At 71.8% G+C, this 18937-nt stretch carries 15 protein-coding genes; 6 read left to right on the plus strand and 9 right to left on the minus strand.

Translation table 11 applies throughout. The features are described 5' to 3' along the window. Nucleotides 1-24: 24 nt before the first annotated feature. Nucleotides 25-291: a hypothetical protein gene (locus ACFZAT_RS02750; protein WP_391259042.1), complete on the minus strand. Its 267-nt coding sequence runs from the start codon at nt 289-291 to the stop codon at nt 25-27. Further along, nucleotides 288-1259, minus strand: a complete 972-nt coding sequence (locus ACFZAT_RS02755; RefSeq protein WP_391259045.1) for an SPFH domain-containing protein — start codon at nt 1257-1259, stop codon at nt 288-290. Before ACFZAT_RS02755 ends, ACFZAT_RS02750 begins: the two co-directional genes overlap by 4 nt. 222 nt (nt 1260-1481) lie before the next feature. Between ACFZAT_RS02755 and ACFZAT_RS02760 the strand changes: the two genes are divergently transcribed. Continuing rightward, entirely contained in the window at nt 1482-3767 is a 2286-nt protein-coding gene (locus ACFZAT_RS02760) for a transglycosylase domain-containing protein (protein ID WP_391259048.1), read from the plus strand. Between the two features lie 92 nt (nt 3768-3859). On the opposite strand, the gene ACFZAT_RS02765 is transcribed toward ACFZAT_RS02760, so the two are convergent. The 3 genes from ACFZAT_RS02765 to ACFZAT_RS02775 all read right to left on the minus strand — a co-directional run bounded on the left by ACFZAT_RS02765 (nt 3860) and on the right by ACFZAT_RS02775 (nt 8290). Beyond that, nucleotides 3860-5749 carry a SpoIIE family protein phosphatase gene (locus tag ACFZAT_RS02765; protein ID WP_391259051.1) on the minus strand — a complete coding sequence of 630 codons (1890 nt, stop codon included), beginning with the start codon at nt 5747-5749 and terminating at the stop codon, nt 3860-3862. Nucleotides 5750-6134: 385 nt separating this feature from the next. Then, the gene (locus tag ACFZAT_RS02770; protein ID WP_391259053.1) at nt 6135-6842 is read right to left on the minus strand and encodes a DUF402 domain-containing protein; all 708 of its coding nucleotides are present in this window, start codon (nt 6840-6842) and stop codon (nt 6135-6137) included. 44 nt (nt 6843-6886) lie between these two features. Beyond that, nucleotides 6887-8290 carry an aspartate ammonia-lyase gene (locus tag ACFZAT_RS02775; protein ID WP_391259056.1) on the minus strand — a complete coding sequence of 468 codons (1404 nt, stop codon included), beginning with the start codon at nt 8288-8290 and terminating at the stop codon, nt 6887-6889. A 114-nt stretch (nt 8291-8404) separates the two neighbouring features. Between ACFZAT_RS02775 and ACFZAT_RS02780 the strand changes: the two genes are divergently transcribed. Further along, on the plus strand, nt 8405-9928 hold the full coding sequence (locus tag ACFZAT_RS02780) for a ricin-type beta-trefoil lectin domain protein (RefSeq protein ID WP_391259058.1): 1524 nt from the start codon (nt 8405-8407) through the stop codon (nt 9926-9928). Nucleotides 9929-9987: 59 nt separating this feature from the next. Here the strand turns inward: ACFZAT_RS02780 and ACFZAT_RS02785 are convergent, their stop codons facing one another. Next, entirely contained in the window at nt 9988-11289 is a 1302-nt protein-coding gene (locus ACFZAT_RS02785) for a M18 family aminopeptidase (RefSeq protein ID WP_391259060.1), read from the minus strand. 452 nt (nt 11290-11741) lie between these two features. After that, nucleotides 11742-12941 carry an MFS transporter gene (locus ACFZAT_RS02790; protein ID WP_391260212.1) on the minus strand — a complete coding sequence of 400 codons (1200 nt, stop codon included), beginning with the start codon at nt 12939-12941 and terminating at the stop codon, nt 11742-11744. 146 nt (nt 12942-13087) lie between these two features. Between ACFZAT_RS02790 and ACFZAT_RS02795 the strand changes: the two genes are divergently transcribed. Further along, complete coding sequence (locus ACFZAT_RS02795) at nt 13088-14104, plus strand: LuxR C-terminal-related transcriptional regulator (protein ID WP_391259063.1); 1017 nt, start codon at nt 13088-13090, stop codon at nt 14102-14104. 42 nt (nt 14105-14146) lie between these two features. On the opposite strand, the gene ACFZAT_RS02800 is transcribed toward ACFZAT_RS02795, so the two are convergent. After that, nucleotides 14147-15823, minus strand: coding sequence for a fumarate hydratase (locus ACFZAT_RS02800; protein WP_164640683.1), 1677 nt, complete (start codon nt 15821-15823; stop codon nt 14147-14149). 147 nt (nt 15824-15970) lie between these two features. On the opposite strand from ACFZAT_RS02800, the gene ACFZAT_RS02805 reads away from it, so the two are divergent. Together ACFZAT_RS02805 and ACFZAT_RS02810 are read left to right on the plus strand one after the other, a co-directional pair. Further along, complete coding sequence (locus ACFZAT_RS02805; RefSeq protein WP_391259068.1) at nt 15971-16636, plus strand: DUF1707 domain-containing protein; 666 nt, start codon at nt 15971-15973, stop codon at nt 16634-16636. A gap of 166 nt (nt 16637-16802) precedes the next feature. Then, on the plus strand, nt 16803-17147 hold the full coding sequence (locus ACFZAT_RS02810) for a WhiB family transcriptional regulator (RefSeq protein ID WP_018519019.1): 345 nt from the start codon (nt 16803-16805) through the stop codon (nt 17145-17147). 76 nt (nt 17148-17223) lie between these two features. Here ACFZAT_RS02810 and glpX read toward each other — a convergent pair whose 3' ends face one another. Continuing rightward, the gene (gene glpX, locus ACFZAT_RS02815) at nt 17224-18255 is read right to left on the minus strand and encodes a class II fructose-bisphosphatase (protein WP_365678062.1); all 1032 of its coding nucleotides are present in this window, start codon (nt 18253-18255) and stop codon (nt 17224-17226) included. A 143-nt stretch (nt 18256-18398) separates the two neighbouring features. On the opposite strand from glpX, the gene ACFZAT_RS02820 reads away from it, so the two are divergent. Beyond that, complete coding sequence (locus tag ACFZAT_RS02820) at nt 18399-18917, plus strand: DUF4245 family protein (protein ID WP_391259073.1); 519 nt, start codon at nt 18399-18401, stop codon at nt 18915-18917. Nucleotides 18918-18937 lie beyond the last annotated feature (20 nt).

The raw sequence follows: 18937 nt of genomic DNA on the forward strand, positions 1-18937 counted from the left end.
CCCTGGCGGGACGGGCCTCAGGTCCTACTCTTCGCCCGGCGGCTCCGGCGCCGCCTTCGGCGGGCGCCCCCGGCGGGGGATGGGTGCCGCGCCGCCCGGCAGCCGGCCCGCCTCCGCGAGCGCCCGGCGCAGCAGGAACTCGATCTGCGCGTTCGCGCTGCGCAGTTCGTCCGACGCCCAGCGGGCCAGCGCGTCGTGCACGGCGGGGTCCAGCCGCAGCAGCATCTGCTTGCGCTGCCGCGACCGGGCGCGGGGCGTTTCCCGCGCGTCCTCCGGGCTCTCCTCGGTCACTGGTAGAGCGTGCCCGTGTTGAGGACCGGCTGGGCGGCGCGGTCACCGCACAGGACCACCATCAGATTGCTCACCATGGACGCCTTCCGCTCCGAGTCGAGCTCCACGATGTCCTGCTCGGCGATCCGGGTCAGCGCCATCTCGACCATGCCGACGGCGCCCTCGACGATCTGCTGCCGGGCCGCGACGACCGCGCCGGCCTGCTGGCGCTGGAGCATCGCGGAGGCGATCTCGGGGGCGTACGCGAGGTGGCTGAAGCGCGATTCGATGATCCGCACGCCCGCCGCCTGCACCCGGGCGGTCAGCTCGACGGCCAGCTTCTCGGTGATCTCCTCGGCGTTGCCCCGCAGCGACAGGCCGCCCTCGTCGTGGGCGTCGTACGGGTACTCGAGGGCGATGTGCCGGACGGCGGACTCGGTCTGGGTGGCCACGAACTCCAGGAAGTCGTCCACCTCGAAGAGTGCCTGGGCGGTGTCCTCGACCTTCCACACGACGATCGCGGCGAGCTCGATCGGGTTGCCGTAGGCGTCGTTGACCTTGAGGACGGCGGTCTCGTGGTTGCGGACCCGGGTGGAGATCTTGCGGCTGGAGGTCAGCGGGTTCACCCAGCGCAGTCCGTCGGTGCGGATGGTGCCCACGTACCGGCCGAACAGCTGGATCACCCGTGCCTCGCCCGGTGCGACCATCTTCACACCGCCCATGCAGAAGAACGAGGCGATGGCGAGCAGGACGCCCAGGACGCAGACCGGGATGCCCACGGCGTTGTTCCCGTTCGAGCCGATGACGCCCCCGACGACGGCGAGGGCGATGCCGGCGATCACGCCGAGCACGGTCAGCAGCAGCCCGAGGCCGCCGGCGATGCTGTGCGCCCGCACCTCCCGGACCTGCGGTTCCGGCATTTCGGGCGCGTCCGGGGTGAGGTCGGCGGGCGGCTGGGCGGCGGTGTTCGGGTCGAGTGGATCGGTCATGGTGGCCCCCGTGATGGTCAGCTAGCCGGTCGCTAGCAATGTGATTACACATTAATGGTTTTCGCAACCTTGCGCACCCCCCAGGAGTCGGTTCCATCGGGGGCGGGTGCTGATTCTCACGTCCGTAAAACCTCGGATCGTCGGCTTTTCGGCCTTGCCCACAGTGTTAGCTGGCAGGTCCGGGCTGATTCGGCAGAGCAGAGAAACAGGAGCGACCAAGCGATGGGTCGAGCGGAAGCGCGACGAGCCCAGCGGCGGGCTGCGAAGAGCGGCGGCATACGCAGGCTCTTCACCTGGCGCAAACTACTGGGCACCGCCCTCGGGGTGATCCTGCTGGGCATGGGTGCCTTCGCCGTGCTCTACATGCTGGTGCCCGTGCCGGAGGGCAACCCCAAGATGGAGTTGCAGTCGAACGTCTACAAGTACGCCGACGGCACCCTGCTCGCCAGGACCGGCGAGGTGAACCGCGAGGTCGTGAGCCTCGCCGAGGTGCCCAAGGAGGTGCAGGACACCTTCGTCGCCGCCGAGAACAAGTCCTTCTACAAGGACCACGGCGTCGACTTCAAGGGCACCGCGCGCGGCCTGCTCAACACCCTGTCCGGCAAAGGCAAGCAGGGCGGCTCGACCATCACCCAGCAGTACGTCAAGAACTACTACCTGGACCAGGACCAGACGGTCAGCCGGAAGCTCAAGGAGCTGGTCATCTCCCTGAAGCTGGACCAGAAGACGTCCAAGAAGGACATCCTCGCCGGGTACATCAACACCAGCTACTACGGACGCGGCGCCTGGGGCATCCAGGCCGCCGCACAGGCGTACTACGGCGTGGACGCCAAGGACCTGAACGTCTCCCAGGGCGCCTACCTCGCCGCGCTGCTCCAGGCGCCGAGCCAGTACGACTGGGCCGTCGCCGGTCCGAACGGCAAGCGGCTGGTCAAGGCGCGCTGGGCGTACACGCTTGACAACATGGTGGAGGAGGGCTGGCTCGACTCCGCGAAGCGCCAGAAGCAGACGTTCCCGGTGCCGCACGACCCCAAGCCGCTGAACGGGACGGCCGGGCAGAAGGGCTACATCGTCGAGGCGGCCCGCCAGGCCGTGATCAAGCAGGCGGGCATCACCGAGGACCAGTTCAACCTCGGCGGCTGGACGATCACCGTCAACATCGACAAGAAGAAGCAGAAGCAGCTGGAGAAGTCGGTCCAGGCCAAGCTGCTCGACAAGCTGGACACCAAGCAGCGCAAGCTCGACAAGGACATCCAGGCGGGCGCGGCCTCGGTCGACCCGAAGACCGGCGCGGTCCTCGCGCTGTACGGCGGACGCGGCCAGAGCGAGCACTGGATCTCGAACGCCGGGCGCCGGGACTACCAGCCCGCCTCCACCTTCAAGCCGGTCATCCTCGCCGCCGCCCTCGACCAGAAGTCGAAGACGCAGGACGGCGAGCGGATCACCGCGAACACCCGCTACGACGGCACCAGCAAACGCCCGGTCGTCGGCAGCGACATCCCCTTCAGCCCGGAGAACGAGGACGACCACAACTACGGGCAGATCAGCGTCCAGACCGCGATGAACGCCTCCGTCAACTCCGTCTTCGCGCAGATGGGCGTGGATGTCGGCATGGACAAGGTGATGAAGACCGCCGGCAAGCTCGGCATGGACGTGGAGAAGCTGCCGGCCGTGCCCGCGCAGACCCTCGGCTCCATGGGTGCGAGCCCGCTGGAGATGGCCGGGATCTACGCCACGCTCGACAACCACGGCAAGCAGGTCACCCCGCAGATCGTGAAGGCCGCCGTGCACCAGGGCGACGCCCCGCTCAAGCTGCCCGACGCCGTCGGCGACCAGGTGATCTCCCGCCAGGCGGCGGACTCCGTGACGTCCGTGCTGACCGGCGTGGTCGACGACGGTACGGCCCGGGGCTCGGTCCGCAACGCGGAGGGGCTCTCCGACAAGGACATCGCCGGAAAGACCGGTACCTCCGACGACAACAAGTCGGCCTGGTTCACCGGCTACACCTCCAACCTGGTCACCTCGGTCGGCCTGTTCGGCGAGGCCGCATTCGACCGCACCGCCGACGACGGCAAGAAGATCAAGAAGAACGCGCAGGTGACCCTCCAGGGCGCCGGCGGCGGCGGACGCGTCAACGGTGGCGGCTTCCCCGCCGAGATCTGGGCCGACTACATGGGCCACTCCGTCGGCAAGGCCCGCGAGTTCGACCTCGACACGGACATGGGCGCCGCGGTCAGCCCGCCGCCCGCGTCCACCTCGCCGAGCCCGACCACCTCGCCGTCCGAGAAGCCCTCGCCCTCCGACACGCCGTCCAGCTCGCCGTCCTCCGAGTCCCCGCCGGCCAGCGAGTCGCCGCGGAGCTCCCCGCCCGCCTCGCCCTCGGGCGGCCCGACGAGCGAACCGCCGCCCAGCCCCTCGAACCGGCCGGGCCCGGACCCCTCGTCCACCGTGGAGCTCCCGGACCTCTCGGGGGACAAGCGGCCGGACAACGGCGACGACGCCAGGTGACCGGCTGACCGGCCGCCCCTGACCACGGCAACGGGCGGTGTACGAGGATGCTCCTCGTACACCGCCCGTTCCGCGTCTCCCGGGGCGGGCCGCTACCCGCGCACCGGCATCTCGAACCACACCACCTTGCCCGTCGACAGGCGCGTCGCGCCCCAGCGGCGGGCCAGCCGGTTGACCAGGAACAGGCCGCGCCCGTTCTCGTCCATGTCCTTCGCGCGGCGCTGCCGGGGCAGCTGCGGGGAGTCGTCGCCGACCTCGCAGCGCAGGGTGTCGGTGCGCAGCAGGCGCAGGGTGACCGGGCGCTCCGCGTACCGCACGGCGTTGGTGACCACCTCGCTGATCAGGAGCTCCACCGAGTCCGAGAGGTCGTCCAGGCCCCACCGGCCGAGCGCCCGGCGCGCCAGCCTGCGGGCCCGGCCGGGGGCGGACTCGTCCGGGTCCAGGAACCAGTAGGCGACGTCGCTCGGCGCGATCCCGTCGAAGCGGGCGGCGAGCAGCGCGATGTCGTCGTCGCGGTCACCGGGGCCCAGCATGTCCAGCACGTCGTCGCACAGGGCCTCCAGTGGCGGCGAGTGGTCCGGGCCGGTCAGCCGGGCGGTCGCGGCCAGCCGTTCCCGCAGCAGCTCGATGCCCGTCCAGACGTCCCGCAGCCGCGACTCGACCAGACCGTCGGTGTACAGCAGCAGCGTGGCGCCGGCCGGCGCGTCCAGCTCGACGGCCTCGAAGTCGACCCCGCCGACGCCGATCGGGGCGCCCGGGGGCACCCGCAGGACCTCGGCGCGGCCGCCCAGGTGGAGCAGGACGGGCGGCGGGTGGCCCGCGTTGGCGACGGTGATGCGGTGCGCGACGGGGTCGTACACCGCGTAGAGGCAGGTGGCCATGCGGTCGCTGCCGAGGCGCTGCGCCTGCTCGTCCAGGTGGTGCAGGACCTCCTGCGGGGGCAGGTCGAGCCCGGCCAGGGTCTGCGCGGTGGTGCGGAGCTGGCCCATGATCGCGGCGGAGGTCATGGAGTGGCCCATGACGTCCCCGACGACCAGGGCGACCCTGCTGCCGGGCAGCGGGATCGCGTCGTACCAGTCGCCGCCGACCCGGGCCGTCTCGGCGGCCGGGAGATAGCGCGAGGCGAGTTTCACGCCGGTCGGCTGGGGAAGCGAGTCGGGCAGCATCGTGCGCTGGAGCTCGTCCGCGATGTACGCCTCGCGCCCGTAGAGCACGGCCTTGTCGATGCCGAGGGCGGTGTGCGTCGCCAACTGGGCGGCGACCAAGAGGTCGTTGGCCTCGAAGGCCGGGCGTTCGGCGCCGCGCAGGAAGACCGCAGCCCCGATCACCCGCCGCCGGCCGCGCAGCGGGGCCAGGATCACCCGGTGGCCGGACGGCACCGTGCGGTCGGCGCCGAGCAGTTCGGGCAGCGCGACGCGGGCCGCCGCGGAGTCGCCGAAGACCGGCCGCACTCCGCGCAGCACCTCGGCGAGAGCGCTCCCGGCACGGACCTCGCAGAGCTCGGCGGCGGGCATCAGGTCGGCCTGCGGGTCGACGGCGGGCAGCCGCAGCCGCTCCGTCTCGGACAGGCTCTCGGTCTCCTCGTCGGTCAGCCGCAGCCGGTCCGAGCGGCGCAGCCGCAGCACGAACGGGTTGACCGGCCGCTCGTCGCCGACGGGCAGCGGGTCGCGGAGGTAGACGAGTATGGCGTCGGAGAACGTCGGCACACTGGCCCGGCACAGTCCGAGCACGATCTCGTCCAGATCGATGCCCCGGGCGATCCGCCGGGTCGCGGCCCCCACGAAGCGCAGCCGGTCGCCCTCGCGCCGCGTCGCCGCCTGTGGATCGGGGGCCGCGCCCGCGGGGCCCTTGGCGGGTGCCGGGATCGCCGTGGCGGCAGCGGCGGCCGCCACGGCGGCGTCCCGCTGCCGGGGCCGGGTGCGTTCCTGCGGCCGGGCGGCGAGAGGCTGCCGGCCTTCGTGGGAGGTGGGGTGCTCCGTCACGCGTGGGATTCCGTCCGTCCGGGCCGGTTGTATGAGGCAATCACCTTGTGGGGCGCTACTGTGCCCCGCCAGGAGCGGCAATAACAACGGCTGACATCGCCTTCCCCGTCGTACGGGGCCGAAACGCGATGTCCGATCAGGATGCCGGTGACAACGTTTCCATGAGGGCGGCAGCGGCCGGCGGACACGTCTCCACCCCCTCGTAGTGGCTCATGCGATGCGGGCAACTCGTGCGACGGGTGACGCCGATGCGGCCCTTGAGGGCGCGGTCCGCGCGACGGGCCGATGACTTGCGGTCAGGTCCTGCACCCCGCCTGCCGGTTGGGGTCGAGCCGCGCTCCTCGGGACGATCCTACGTTTGCCCCCCTGGGGTGCATCAAGGGTCTCACGACGGCATGGCGGAAGCCGTGCGGTCCGAACCGTCCGGCCGGCGGTCCCAGTCGTCCGGGAGTTCGGGCACCGGCCAGGCCGGATCGGGCCGCCAGTTCTCCCAGCCGTCCCGGAACGGCGCACCCCAGGAGCGGATCAGCCCGACCGCCGCGCGCCCCGCCTCGCGCACCCGGCGTGCCGTCTCCGGCGTCATCAGGCCCACCCGCTGGGCCTGCTCGAACTCGTCCTCGTCGCGCCAGAGCCAGCTGTGGTCGGGGTAGACGGAGATGTCCAGGAAGTGGTCCTCGGAGTCGGTGCCCCCCGCCCACCTGGTGCGCGGCTCCTCCAGGTTCACGTACCAGCTGCGGAACTGCCAGCCGCGCTCCCAGAACAGCCAGACGGACCAGGGTTCGCCGGGTCTGGCGAGCTTCAGCACGCCGTTTCCCAGCCAGAGCGAACGGGCCGTCGTGCGCGGTGCGGTGTACCGGGTGACGAGTGGTTCGGCGTGTACGTCGGTGCCGTCCGCCAGGACCGGTTTGACGCACTCGGTGCCGGGCGCCACCCACACCGCGAGCAGTTCGTCGGTGTCCTGGACGACCGTGACCGGGCGGCAGATGTGGAACGCGTGAGCGGCGGAATCCGGCCGCGCGGGTCCGTTGCCGCGGTAGCGCCACAGAATCTGGTCACCCGGCGCCCAGCGCTCGGTCTCTCCGGTACCCGTCATGGAGAGATCCTACGGATCGCGCGGCCCCGGCACGGTGGCGCACGTCACGGGCGGGTCATGCGGAGCACGTCCAGGGCCTCGTCGAGCTGCTGTTCGGTCAGGTCTCCGCGCTCCACATAGCCCGCTTCGAGGACGACCTCACGGATCGTCCGGCGTTCCGCGAGCGACTTCTTGGCGACCTTGGCCGCTTCCTCGTAGCCGATGTACTTGTTCAGCGGGGTGACCACGGACGGCGAGGACTCGGCGTACTCCCTGGCCCGCTCGGCGTGCGCGGTGATCCCGTCGACCGTACGGTCCGCGAGCAGCCGGGAGGCGTTGGTGAGCAGCCGTACGGACTCCAGCAGGTTCTTCGCGATGACCGGGAGCATGACGTTCAGCTCGAAGTTCCCGGCGGCGCCCGCGGCGGCGACCGTGGCGTCGTTCCCGGTGACCTGAGCGGCGACCATCAGGACCGCCTCGGGGATGACCGGGTTGACCTTGCCCGGCATGATCGAGGAGCCCGGCTGGAGGTCGGGCAGGGCGATCTCGGCGAGGCCGGTGCGCGGTCCCGAGGCCATCCAGCGCAGGTCGTTGCAGATCTTGGTGAGCGAGACGCCGATGGTGCGCAGCTGGCCCGAGGCCTCCACCAGGCCGTCCCGGGCGCCCTGCGCCTCGAAGTGGTCGCGGGCCTCGGTGAGCGGCAGGCAGGTGACGCGGGCCACCTCGGCGATGACGGCGGCGGAGAAGCCGGGCGGGGTGTTGATGCCGGTGCCCACGGCCGTGCCGCCGAGGGGGAGTTCGGCGAGGCGGGGGAGCGAGGCGCGCAGCCGCTCGACGCCGTGGCGGATCTGGGCGGCGTATCCGCCGAACTCCTGGCCGAGGGTGACGGGCGTGGCGTCCATCAGATGGGTGCGCCCGGACTTCACCACCGTCGCGAACTCCTCCGCCTTGCGCTCCAGGGCGGCGGCGAGGTGGTCCAGGGCGGGGATCAGGCCGGCGGTGACCGCGGCGGTGGCGGCGATGTGGATCGAGGAGGGGAACACGTCGTTGGAGGACTGCGAGGCGTTGACGTGGTCGTTGGGGTGGACCGGGCGGCCCAGGCGTTCGGTGGCGAGGGTGGCCAGGACCTCGTTGGTGTTCATGTTCGACGAGGTACCCGAGCCGGTCTGGAAGACGTCGACCGGGAACTCCGCGTCCCAGCGCCCCTCCGCGACCTCGCCCGCCGCCTCCTGGATGGCCGCGGCGATGTCCGGGTCGAGGACCCTCAGCTCGGCGTTGACCTTGGCGGCGGCGGCCTTGATCCGGGCCAGGGCCTCGATGTGGGCCCGCTCCAGGCGCTGGCCGGAGACCGGGAAGTTCTCCACGGCCCGCTGCGTCTGGGCCCGCCACTTGGCGTCGGCGGGCACCCGGACCTCGCCCATCGAGTCGTGCTCGACGCGGTAGCCCCCGGCCGTTCCCTGATCCGTCATCGTTCAACCTCTCTGAAGTCACCCAAAAAGATGAGCACTTGTCTTGTTCGATGTATTCCCAAGCCGCCTACCGACCAGTAAATACCGGGGGTAACCACAACCCGGGGAGGCGCAATGAGGCGCACCAGGCACAGACTCCGCTGTACCGTCGCGGCCGCCGCGGCCATCGCGGCGGCGTTCGGCGGGATGACCGCGGCCGCCGGACCGGCAGCCGCCCGGCCCGGTACCACCAGTACCGCATCCACCCCCCTGCCGCCCGAACTGGAGGCCATCCGCGCCGCGGAGGCCACCCGGCTGTACGGCGACCCGGCCGAGCGCCCGCTCGACCAGCGCAGGACGGGGCTCATCTCGCTCGGCGACAGCGAGATCTCCGGCGAGGGCGTCGGCACGTACGAGGCGGGCACCAACGGCCCCGACAACTGGTGCCACCGCTCGCCCGACGCCGCCATCCACCGTACGGGGATCGCCGCCGACGTCACGTACAACGTCTCGTGCTCCGGCGCGTACACCGGAAACATCGTCATCGGCGGCTCCAAGCAGTACGCCGACGAGCTGGTGCAGAGCGACAGCCTGGCCATCAAGGCGCGCAACACCCGCATCAAGATGATCGTGCTGGTCGCGGGCGCCAACGACGACCTCCAGTTCGGACCGGTCATGACGGACTGCGTGGAGCGCTGGGTCCTCATCCAGGGCCCGTGCCAGTCGAAGTACGAGGGCGGCTGGCAGGCCCGGGTCGACGGGCTGGTCCCCAAGGTCGAGAAGACCGTGCGCGACCTGCGCACCGTGATGACCGGCGCCGGTTACGCGGACCGCGACTACAAGCTCGTCGTCATGGGCTACCCGAGCCCCATCGGCCCGGACTTCTACGACAACCCGAACTTCCCCGGCAAGCTTCCCGGCGGCTGCGCGGGGTACGACTCCGACGCCGCCTGGGGCCGCAACACCGCCGTTCCCGCGTTCGAGCGCGGTATGCGCAAGGCGGCGGCCGACACCGGCGCGGTCTACCTCGACAACTCGCGGCTCTTCCACGGCCACGAGGTGTGCAGCGAGTCCACCTGGGCGCGCGGCCTCTACATCGACCTGTCGCACTTCCCGCCGGACTCCAACTCGGTGCGCCAGTCCTTCCACCCGAACGCGGCCGGGCACGGCGCCTTCGCCTCCTGCCTGACCCAGATCTACAACTCCGGCCTGCGCGAGGCGAGCTGCGCCGACCCGGCGAGCACCGGACAGCCCGTGCTCCAGCCGGTCGCCTGGGACGACGTCTTCAGGCCGCTGCGCGGCGAGGCGACGGCCACCTGCCTGGACGCCCCCGCCTCGGTCACCCGCAACAACACCGGGGTCACCGGCTGGGAGTGCCACGGCGGGCGCAATCAGGGCTGGTGGTACGACTCCGGCACGCAGACCCTGCGCACCGAACTGAGCCACGACCGCTGCCTGGACGTCCCCGGCGCCGACTACAGGGCCGGCGCCCCGCTCATCCTCTACAACTGCTCCGGCGCCGCCAACCAGCGCTTCGTACGCCAGTCGGGCACCCTGCGCCCGGCCGCGTCCACTGGCCTGTGCGCGTCCCTGGCGGGCGCCCACGACCCGCTGAGGCTGCAGACCTGCGACGGCGGCGCGAAGCAGCGCTTCGCGTAACCCGCCGCGGATACGGGTACGGGGAAGGGCCGCGCGGCCCTTCCCCGTACCCCCGCCCCTTACGCCGACGTCACGAACGCCGACAGGATCGCCGCCAGATGACCGGGGTCACGTGCTCCGCACAGCTCGCGGGCCGAGTGCATCGAGAGCCCCGGCACCCCCACGTCGACCGTCGGCACACCGAGCCGGGCCGCCGTCAGCGGGCCGATCGACGTGCCGCACGGCATCGCGTTGTTGGAGACGAACGGCTGCCACGGTGCGCCCGCCCGCTCGCAGGCCGACGCGAACAGCGCGATCCCGGCCGAGTCGGTGGCGTACCGCTGGTTGACGTTGACCTTGACCGTCGGGCCGCCGTTGGGCAGCGGCTGGTGGCCCGGGTCGTGGCGCTCCGCGTAGTTGGGGTGCACCGCGTGCGCCATGTCGGCGGACACGCAGTACGCGCCGGCCAGCGCCCGCGACCAGTCCTCGCCGCTGCCGCCCCGGGCCGACACCGAACGGCTCAGCACCCGCTCCAGCATCGGGCTCTGCGCCCCGGTGTCCGAGCCGCTGCCGACCTCCTCGTGGTCGAAGGCGGCGAGCACCGGGATGTACGCCGGAGGCTCGGCGGCCGTCGCCGCGGCGGTCAGCGCGGTGACCCCGGCGTGCACCGACACCAGGTTGTCCAGCCGCGAGGACACCAGGAACTCCCGGTCCGCGCCCAGATAGCCGGGCGGCTGCACGTCGTGCAGCATCAGGTCCCAGCCCAGCACGTCGCCCGGCTCCGCCTCGGCCGCCGCCGCGACCCGGCGCAGCAGCGCACCCTCGTCGGCCGCGCCGAGCGACCAGACGGGAGCGATGTGGCGCTGCCGGTCCAGGGAGAGCCCGTCGTTGACCGTGCGGTCCAGGTGGATCGCCAGCTGCGGCACCCGCAACAGCGGTTCGTCGATCTGCACCAGCCGGGACTCGGTCCCGCCGCCCGGTGCGCGCAGCGCCAGCCGGCCGGAGATGCCCAGGTCGCGGTCGAGCCAGGTGTTGAGCGGCACGCCGCCGTAGATCTCCACCGCGACCTGCCGCCACCCCGCCGAACCGGTGTCGGGCGTGGGCTTGACCCGCAGGTTCGGCGAGTCGGTGTGCGTGCCGATGATCCGGAACGGGGTGTGGGCGGGCAGCGACTCGGGCACGTACCAGGCGATCAGGGCGCCCCCGGTGACGACGAAGGCACCGCCCGTCGTGCCCGTCCAGTCGTCGGTTCCGCGCAGTTCACGGAAGCCCGCCTTCTCCAGCCGCTGGGCCGCGCTCGCCACGGCGTGGTACGGGGAGGGGCTGGCGGCGATGAAGGTGAGCAGGTCGTCGGCATGGCTGCGGTGGGGGACCGGCGTCATGCGGTGTCCGCCTTTCCGGAGTGGGACGGTGAGGGTGGCGCGGCCGCCCGGGTTCGGACGGCCGTGCGGGTTCGGGCAGCCGCACGTGGGGGCGGTGGGGCGGCAGGGGTCGGCAGGGCGAGGACGGCGGCGGGCTCGTGGGGGCGGGCCCGCCTCCGGCGGTGGCACCGGGCCGGCCGCCCGGCGGTGCGGAGTTCTCCGGCAACGCCGGACAACCCACCGCATTCGTGCGGTGCCCCGCAAGCCCGGCGGACGGCCCGGTGCGCGAAAGCGGCGGTGCGCCGCCGGACGCGGCGGAGGCCGGACGGGCGCCCCGGGCCCCGCCCCGGTCCCGGCCGGGTCGTCGCGGGTCCGGGCGGCGCCGTCGCGCGAGCCGCGCGGCCATCGCGCGAGAATGGCTGATTTCCGACGTACGTGTAGGACCCCGCTTCGCGCCGGATGCCGTCGCCCCGTCACGGGGCCGGCGCGGCCGCCCGCGCCCGGCGCGCTCCCGCCGTGCGCACCAGGAACACCACCGCCATGGCGAGGGCCGCGCCGTGCGACCAGCCGACCACCGCGAGCGGGCTGAAGTGCTCCAGGGCCGCCGCCACGGCGATCATCCCGGCCCCGAAGCCCAGGTTCTCCACCGTCGCGGACAGCCCGAAGGCGTGCGCCCGGGGCCCGGCAGGCAGGGTCTGGAGGTGCGAGGTGTACGAGACCTCGGTCAGGCCGTCCGCCGCGCCCGCCACCAGGGCGATCACGGCGGTGGCCGCCGCCGGGAACCCCGCGAACGCCAGGATGAACGCCGCCGACATCACGCAGGTGCCGTAGCCGAAGCCCGCCGCGCCCACGGACCGGCCGGTGCGGCGCCCGTAGCGCTGGATCACCTGCTGCGCCACGATGTTGCCGACCGCCCACAGGCACCAGAACGCGCTGACGAACAGCGCGGGGTGCGCGTCGTCCAGTGCGGCGGAGTGCACGGGCAGCGCCGCGTTGTGCGACGAGGAGCCGAGCGCGTCCACCCCGCGCAGGCCCACCATCAGCCCGAGACCGGGCACGGCGGCCAGCGCGGCGAACGCGACGGGCTTCCGGCGCCGGGGCCGTTCCCCCTCCGGGGCTTCCGCAACCGCCCCGCCCCGGCCGCCGCCCGCGACCGGCAGCAGCGCCACCGTCAGCGCGCAGACGGCGAAGGTGCACAGGTCCACCACGAACGCGGCGGTGTACCCCACCAGCGACACGACCACACCCGCCGAGGCGAAGCCCGCCACCATCGCCAGCGAACGGCCGGTCACCGACAAGGAGTTCGCCCAGGACCGCCGCTCCTCGCCCACCATCTCCGGCACCGAACTGCGCAGGGCCACCATGAACAGCGTCCCGCAGGACCCGACCACCACGGAGACGGCGAACAGCGCGGGCGTACGCCAGCCGTCCGGCGCGAGAATCAGCGGGACCATCACGGCGCCCTGCGCGACATTCGCCCACAGCATCACGCTCTTCGCCGTGCACCGTGCGAGCAGCCCGCCCGCGATCAGCCCGGCGAGGAATCCGGCACCCAGTCGCAGGGCCATGAACAGCCCCATCGCGAGCGCCCGCCCCGTCGTTTCGTAGACGAAGAGATTGAGCGCCACCATATTGAGGAACGTGCCGTACGAAGAGACCGCGTACCCGGCCACCAGAAAACGGAAGAAGCGCTCACCGCGCGGTGGCACGGGTGGTTCGCCGACGGGAGCGGCGCTGCTGGAGGACACCCGGACATCGTGGTCCAGCGCCCGGAACCGGGGCCCGTTCCCCCGTATGCACAAAGGTAATCTGCACGCTTGTGAAGGACGATCAATCCCGCCCAACGGCATGCGATTGCCGCGAATCGGCGCCGGACGGCACCGGTCGGCCGGGAGACCCGCCGCAGCAGCCGTGCGAGCGCGCCCTCGCCGTGTACCGGCGCGCGCTGGTGGCGGGCAGCCTGCCGCGCGAGGAGGTGTCCGGCTGCCTGACCGCCCTTCACCTGATGGTCCCGGACCGCGCGTCACCCGGCTCGATGGTCCCCGTACCACCGGAGACCGCCTCCCACGCCGCGCTCGCGCCGCTGGAGGAGGCCGTGCTCGAAGGACGCCGCGCGCTGCGGGCCACCCGCGCAGCCCTGGCCGCCTTCGAGACCCTGTACGCCGACGTGCACCGGCTCGAACAGCCCGCGCTCACCCGCCTGTCCGGGGAAGCCGTCATCAGCAGGGCCCTGGAGGCCGGGGTGGCCGGCTGCCGCGAGGAGATCCGCACCGCGCAGCCCGGCGGCGGCCGCCCCGAGCAGGCGCTCCGGGAGGCGCTGGTCCGAGACCTGGGGAACCTGCGGCGCGGCATCCGCCAGCGGACCGTCTACCAGCACACCGTCCGCTCGGACCGGGCCACCCTCGCCTACATCGAGCAGGTGAGCGCGGCCGGGGCCGAGATCAGGACGCTCGCCGAGGTGACCGACCGGGTGATCGTCGTCGACCTCGACCTCGCCTTCGTGCCGTTCTCCGACGCACCGCACGAGGCGCTGTGCGTACGCCATCCGGCGCTGGTGCGCTTCCTGGCCCGCGACTTCGACGAGGCATGGGCGCGGGCCGTGCCCGTACGGCCTGAACGGGCGCCGCTGCGCACCCCGGTCGTCACCTCCGACCTGCAACGGGCCATCCTGCAGGCCGTGGTGAACGGCGAGACGGACGCCGCGATAGCCCGCCGGATCGGGATGAGCAGGCGCAGCGTCGCCGAGCACATGCGCAAGGTCTCCGAGCAACTGGGCAGCACCAGCCGCGCCCAGCTCGGCTACCTCGTCGCCACCTCGGGGCTGCTCGACTGCTGAGCGCCGCCGGAAGGGCGCCGTGCCCCTCCGGCGGCGCCGGGCTCAGCCCAGGCCCGGGCCGCGCACCGGGATGCTGGTGAAGGTGGGCGCCGGGGCGGGCTCGGTGAAGAAGTCGTTGCCCTTGTCGTCGACGACGACGAACGCGGGGAAGTCCTCCACCTCGATCCGCCAGACCGCCTCCATGCCCAGCTCCTCGTACTCGACGACCTCGACCTTCTTGATGCAGTCCTGCGCGAGCCGGGCCGCCGGGCCGCCGATCGAACCGAGGTAGAAGCCGCCGTGCTCGCCGCACGCGTCGGTGACCTGCTTCGAGCGGTTGCCCTTCGCCAGCATCACCTTGGAGCCGCCCGCCGCCTGGAACTGCGCGACGTAGCTGTCCATGCGGCCGGCGGTCGTCGGGCCGAAGGAACCGGAGGCGTACCCCTCGGGGGTCTTCGCCGGGCCCGCGTAGTACACCGGGTGGTCCTTCAGGTACTGCGGCATCTCCTCGCCCGCGTCCAGCCGCTCCTTGATCTTGGCGTGCGCGATGTCGCGCGCCACGACCAGCGGACCGGTCAGCGAGAGCCGGGTCTTGACCGGGTACTTGGTCAGCTCCGCGAGGATCTCGTCCATCGGCCGGTTCAGGTCGATCCGGACGACGTCGCCCTCGGTGTCGAGGTGCTCGTCGGTGGTGTCCGGCAGGAAGCGGGCCGGGTCCTTCTCCAGCTGCTCCAGGAAGACGCCCTCGGCGGTGATCTTCGCGGTGGCCTGGCGGTCCGCCGAGCAGGAGACGGCGATGGCGACGGGCAGCGAGGCGCCGTGCCGGGGCAGGCGCACCACGCGGACGTCGTGGCAGAAGTACTTGCCGCCGAACTGCGCCCCGATGCCGATCTTCTGCGTCAGCTCGAAGACCTTCTCCTCCAGCTCCTTGTCGCGGAAGCCGTGCCCGGTGGGGGAGCCCTCGGCGGGCAGCTCGTCCAGGTAGTGCGCGGAGGCGTACTTCGCGGTCTTCAGCGCGAACTCGGCGGACGTACCGCCGACGACGATCGCCAGGTGGTACGGCGGGCAGGCCGCGGTACCCAGCGAACGGATCTTCTCCTCCAGGAACTTCATCATGGACGCCTCGTTGAGGACGGCCTTGGTCTCCTGGAAGAGGAACGACTTGTTGGCCGAGCCGCCGCCCTTGGCCATGAAGAGGAACTTGTACGCGCCGCCGTCGGTGGCGTACAGCTCGATCTGCGCGGGGAGGTTGGAGCCGGTGTTCTTCTCCTCCCACATGTTGAGCGGGGCCATCTGCGAGTAGCGCAGGTTGAGCTTGGTGTACGCGTCGAAGATGCCGCGCGACAGGGCCTCCTCGTCACCGCCCTCGGTCAGCACGTTCTGCCCGCGCTTGCCCATCACGATCGCGGTGCCGGTGTCCTGGCACATGGGCAGGACACCCGCGGCGGCGATGTTCGCGTTCTTCAGCAGGTCGAGCGCGACGAACTTGTCGTTGGACGAGGCCTCCGGGTCGTCCACGATCCGCCGCAGCTGCGCCAGGTGCGCGGGCCGCAGGTAGTGCGAGATGTCGTGCATGGCCTCGGCGGCCAGGGTGCGCAGCGCCTCCGGCTCGACCTTGAGGAACGTACGCCCGTCGGCCTCGAAGGTGGACACACCCTCGGCGGTGACCAGACGGTACGGCGTGGTGTCCTCTCCCAGGGGGAGCAGATCGGAGTACGCAAACTCTGGCATTACGGCCATTCCTCACTCGGCAGACAGCGGCTGGCCACCCTTGGACAGCGCACCCACCAGGGTAGGACGCACCGGGAGCGGCGGGCTTGTGAGGTAGGGCTCACCGCAGGCTCACCACCCCTGTCGCGATCTATCGCGTTTCGGTACGCTGGGGCGGTGGACCTCGACAAGCAGCCCCAGCAGCCCACCGCACCGGCGGACACCGACACCATCCGTGCCTCCGACGCGGACCGCGACCGGATCGCGGACATCCTGCGCGAGGCGCTGGCCGAGGGCCGGCTGACCGCCGACGAGCACGCGGAGCGCGTCGACTCCGTCTACCGCGCCAAGACCGTCGGGGAGCTCGAACCGCTCGTGCGCGACCTGCCGACGCCGGGCGGTGCGCCCAGGGCCGCCGGCACGCCGTACGCGTACGGCCCCGAGCCGGCGGCCGGGCCCGCGGACAATCTGGTGGCGATCTTCAGCAGCTCCACCCGCAGGGGCCGCTGGCGGGTGGGCCCCCGAACGAACGCGTTCTCGCTGTTCGGCAGTGTGGAAATCGACCTGACGGAGGCGCTTTTCGGCCAGCGTCTCACCGTCATCAACGCGACCTCGGTCTTCGGCAGCGTGGAGATCCGGGTCCCCGAGAACATCTCGCTGCGCGGCAGCGGAACGGGCATTTTCGGCAGTTTCGAAGTCCGCACGCTGGAATCCGCCGACCCCGAGGCGCCGGTGGTCGTCGTCAACGGATATTCGGTGTTCGGCAGCGTCGAGGCGAAGCCGAAACGCGGCAAGTTCATCGCGGATCTCCAGGACCGGCTGCGCAAACACCTCGGCCACTGACGCCCTTCCGGCCGGGCGGGGGAGGCATATTCACCCGGTCCGAAAAGGGACTCGACCGCAATTGCGCGGTACGGACCTGAGTGCCACTCAGTGCATAGGCGCACGCACAGCGGGTAGGGACTGCTGCATCGTCTCTCGCTCGCGAAGCCGTCGTCAGGAGTGGACCGTGCTGCAACTGCCGCATCAGCCCCTGCAGGTCGCCGCCGTTCCCCCGCAGCGGGTCCCCGCTCGGGAGGACCAGGCAGGCCCCTGGCATTCGGAGGCGGTGTGCCGCCGGGACGAGGCCGGGCTGTTCTTCGCCCCGTCGAAGGAGCCGACTGCCGCCCGCCTCTCGCGCGAGGAGTCCGCGAAGCGGGTCTGCGCGCGCTGTCCCGTCATGGTGGAGTGCCGCGAGCACGCCCTGATGCAGCCCGAGCCCTATGGAGTGTGGGGCGGCCTCACGGCCGCCGAGCGCCGCGTGGCGCTGGCCCGGCGCCGGCGGCGGGACGTGGAGCTGAAGGCCGCGGGCTGATCCCGCCCGGTCTTGTCCGCACGAAGAGGCGCCCCCACCGCACATGGGGGGCGCCTCTTCGGGTGGACGCGCGGTACTACTTCGCGCGGTCGAAGTCGATGGCGCTGTACGCCCGCAGCTTCGACAGCCGGTGGGTGGAGCTGATCGTCCGGATGGTGCCGGACTTGGACCGCATGACGATGGACTCGGTGGTCGCCGTCTCCGAGCGGTAGCGCACCCCGCGCATCAGCTCGCCGTCGGTGATCCCGGTCGCCACGAAGAACACGTTGTCCCCGCTGACCAGGTCGTCCGTGGACAGCACGCGGTCCAGGTCGTGCCCGGCGTCCAGGGCGCGCTGCCGCTCGGCCTCGTCCTTGGGCCAGAGCTTGCCCTGGATGACACCGCCGAGGCACTTTATGGCGCAGGCCGAGATGATGCCCTCGGGCGTGCCGCCGATGCCCATGAGCAGGTCCACGCCGGTGCCCTCGCGGGCGGCCATGATCGAGCCGGCCACGTCGCCGTCGGAGATGAACTTGATGCGGGCGCCGGTCTCCCGGATCTCCTTGACGATGCCCTCGTGGCGCGGGCGGTCCAGGACGACGACCGTGACGTCCTCGGGCGTGGAGTTCTTCGCCCGGGCGACGCGGCGGATGTTCGCCGAGACCGGGGCGTTGATGTCCACGAAGTCGGCCGCCTCCGGGCCGGTGACCAGCTTGTCCATGTAGAAGACGGCGGACGGGTCGAACATCGCGCCCCGGTCCGCGGCGGCCAGGACGGCGATCGCGTTCGGCATGCCCTTGGCGTTGAGGGTGGTGCCGTCGATCGGGTCGACGGCGATGTCCACCTCGGGTCCGGTGCCGTCCCCGATGTGCTCGCCGTTGAACAGCATGGGCGCCTCGTCCTTCTCGCCCTCACCGATGACGACGACGCCGTTCATGGAGACGGTGGAGACCAGGGTCCGCATGGCGTTCACGGCGGCGCCGTCGGCCCCGATCTTGTCCCCGCGGCCGACCCAGCGCCCGGCGGCCATGGCGGCGGCCTCGGTGACCCGGACCAGCTCCAGGGCGAGGTTGCGGTCGGGGGCCTCCGGGGAGACCTCCAGCTGGGACGGCAGATGATGCTCGGACATCGGAGCGCACCTTTCTGTACGGCGACGACCGGATGAGGGTGATCTGACTCTATCGCCAGGCCGATAAAATGAGCAGACCGGGTCACGTTTGAGCGGGGTGGCCCCCGATTCGGACGCACGGAGGCTGATGCGACGATGGGGGCGTGGCAAGCAAGCAAGGCAAGCAGACCGTCCGGGACATGATCCTGTCGCTGTTGGCGATCGCCGCCGTGGCGGGTGTCGTCTACATCTTCATCCCGCACGACGACAAGGCCGATCCGGTCAAGGCGGTCGACTACCGCGTCGAACTCCTGACCGCGCGGCGCGCCGCCCCATACCCGGTGGCGGCCCCCGACGGCCTGCCCACGGGCTGGAAGCCCACCTCCGTCACGTACGAACGGGACAAGGGCAACAGCTGGCACCTGGGCTTCCTCGACCCGGACGGCAAGTACGTCGCGGTCGAGCAGTCCACGGCCCCGGCCACGGCCTACATCGCCCAGGTGAGCCAGGAGGCCAAGGACACCGGGCGTACCCAGGAGGTCGCCGGGCAGACCTGGCAGCGGTGGGAGGGCCCGAAGTACGACGCGCTGGTGCGCGAGGAGAAGGGTGCCACCACGGTGGTGACCGGGTCGGCCCCGGCGAAGCGGCTGGCGGAGATGGCGGCGGCGCTGAAGACGTCCTGACCGCCCGTACGGCGTACGGA

Source organism: Streptomyces sp. NPDC008163 (genome assembly GCF_042956885.1).
Taxonomy (GTDB): domain Bacteria; phylum Actinomycetota; class Actinomycetes; order Streptomycetales; family Streptomycetaceae; genus Streptomyces; species Streptomyces drozdowiczii_A.

Excerpts from the sequence above, each read along its gene's own strand:
- ACFZAT_RS02785 (WP_391259060.1), bottom strand. The coding sequence starts at position 11,289 with ATGACGCCGGTCCCCCACCGCAGCCATGCCGACGACCTGCTCACCTTC.
- glpX (WP_365678062.1), bottom strand. The coding sequence starts at position 18,255 with ATGTCCGAGCATCATCTGCCGTCCCAGCTGGAGGTCTCCCCGGAGGCC.
- ACFZAT_RS02760 (WP_391259048.1), top strand. The coding sequence starts at position 1,482 with ATGGGTCGAGCGGAAGCGCGACGAGCCCAGCGGCGGGCTGCGAAGAGC.
- ACFZAT_RS02775 (WP_391259056.1), bottom strand. The coding sequence starts at position 8,290 with ATGACGGATCAGGGAACGGCCGGGGGCTACCGCGTCGAGCACGACTCG.
- ACFZAT_RS02800 (WP_164640683.1), bottom strand. The coding sequence starts at position 15,823 with ATGGCCGTAATGCCAGAGTTTGCGTACTCCGATCTGCTCCCCCTGGGA.
- ACFZAT_RS02755 (WP_391259045.1), bottom strand. The coding sequence starts at position 1,259 with ATGACCGATCCACTCGACCCGAACACCGCCGCCCAGCCGCCCGCCGAC.
- ACFZAT_RS02780 (WP_391259058.1), top strand. The coding sequence starts at position 8,405 with ATGAGGCGCACCAGGCACAGACTCCGCTGTACCGTCGCGGCCGCCGCG.
- ACFZAT_RS02770 (WP_391259053.1), bottom strand. The coding sequence starts at position 6,842 with ATGACGGGTACCGGAGAGACCGAGCGCTGGGCGCCGGGTGACCAGATT.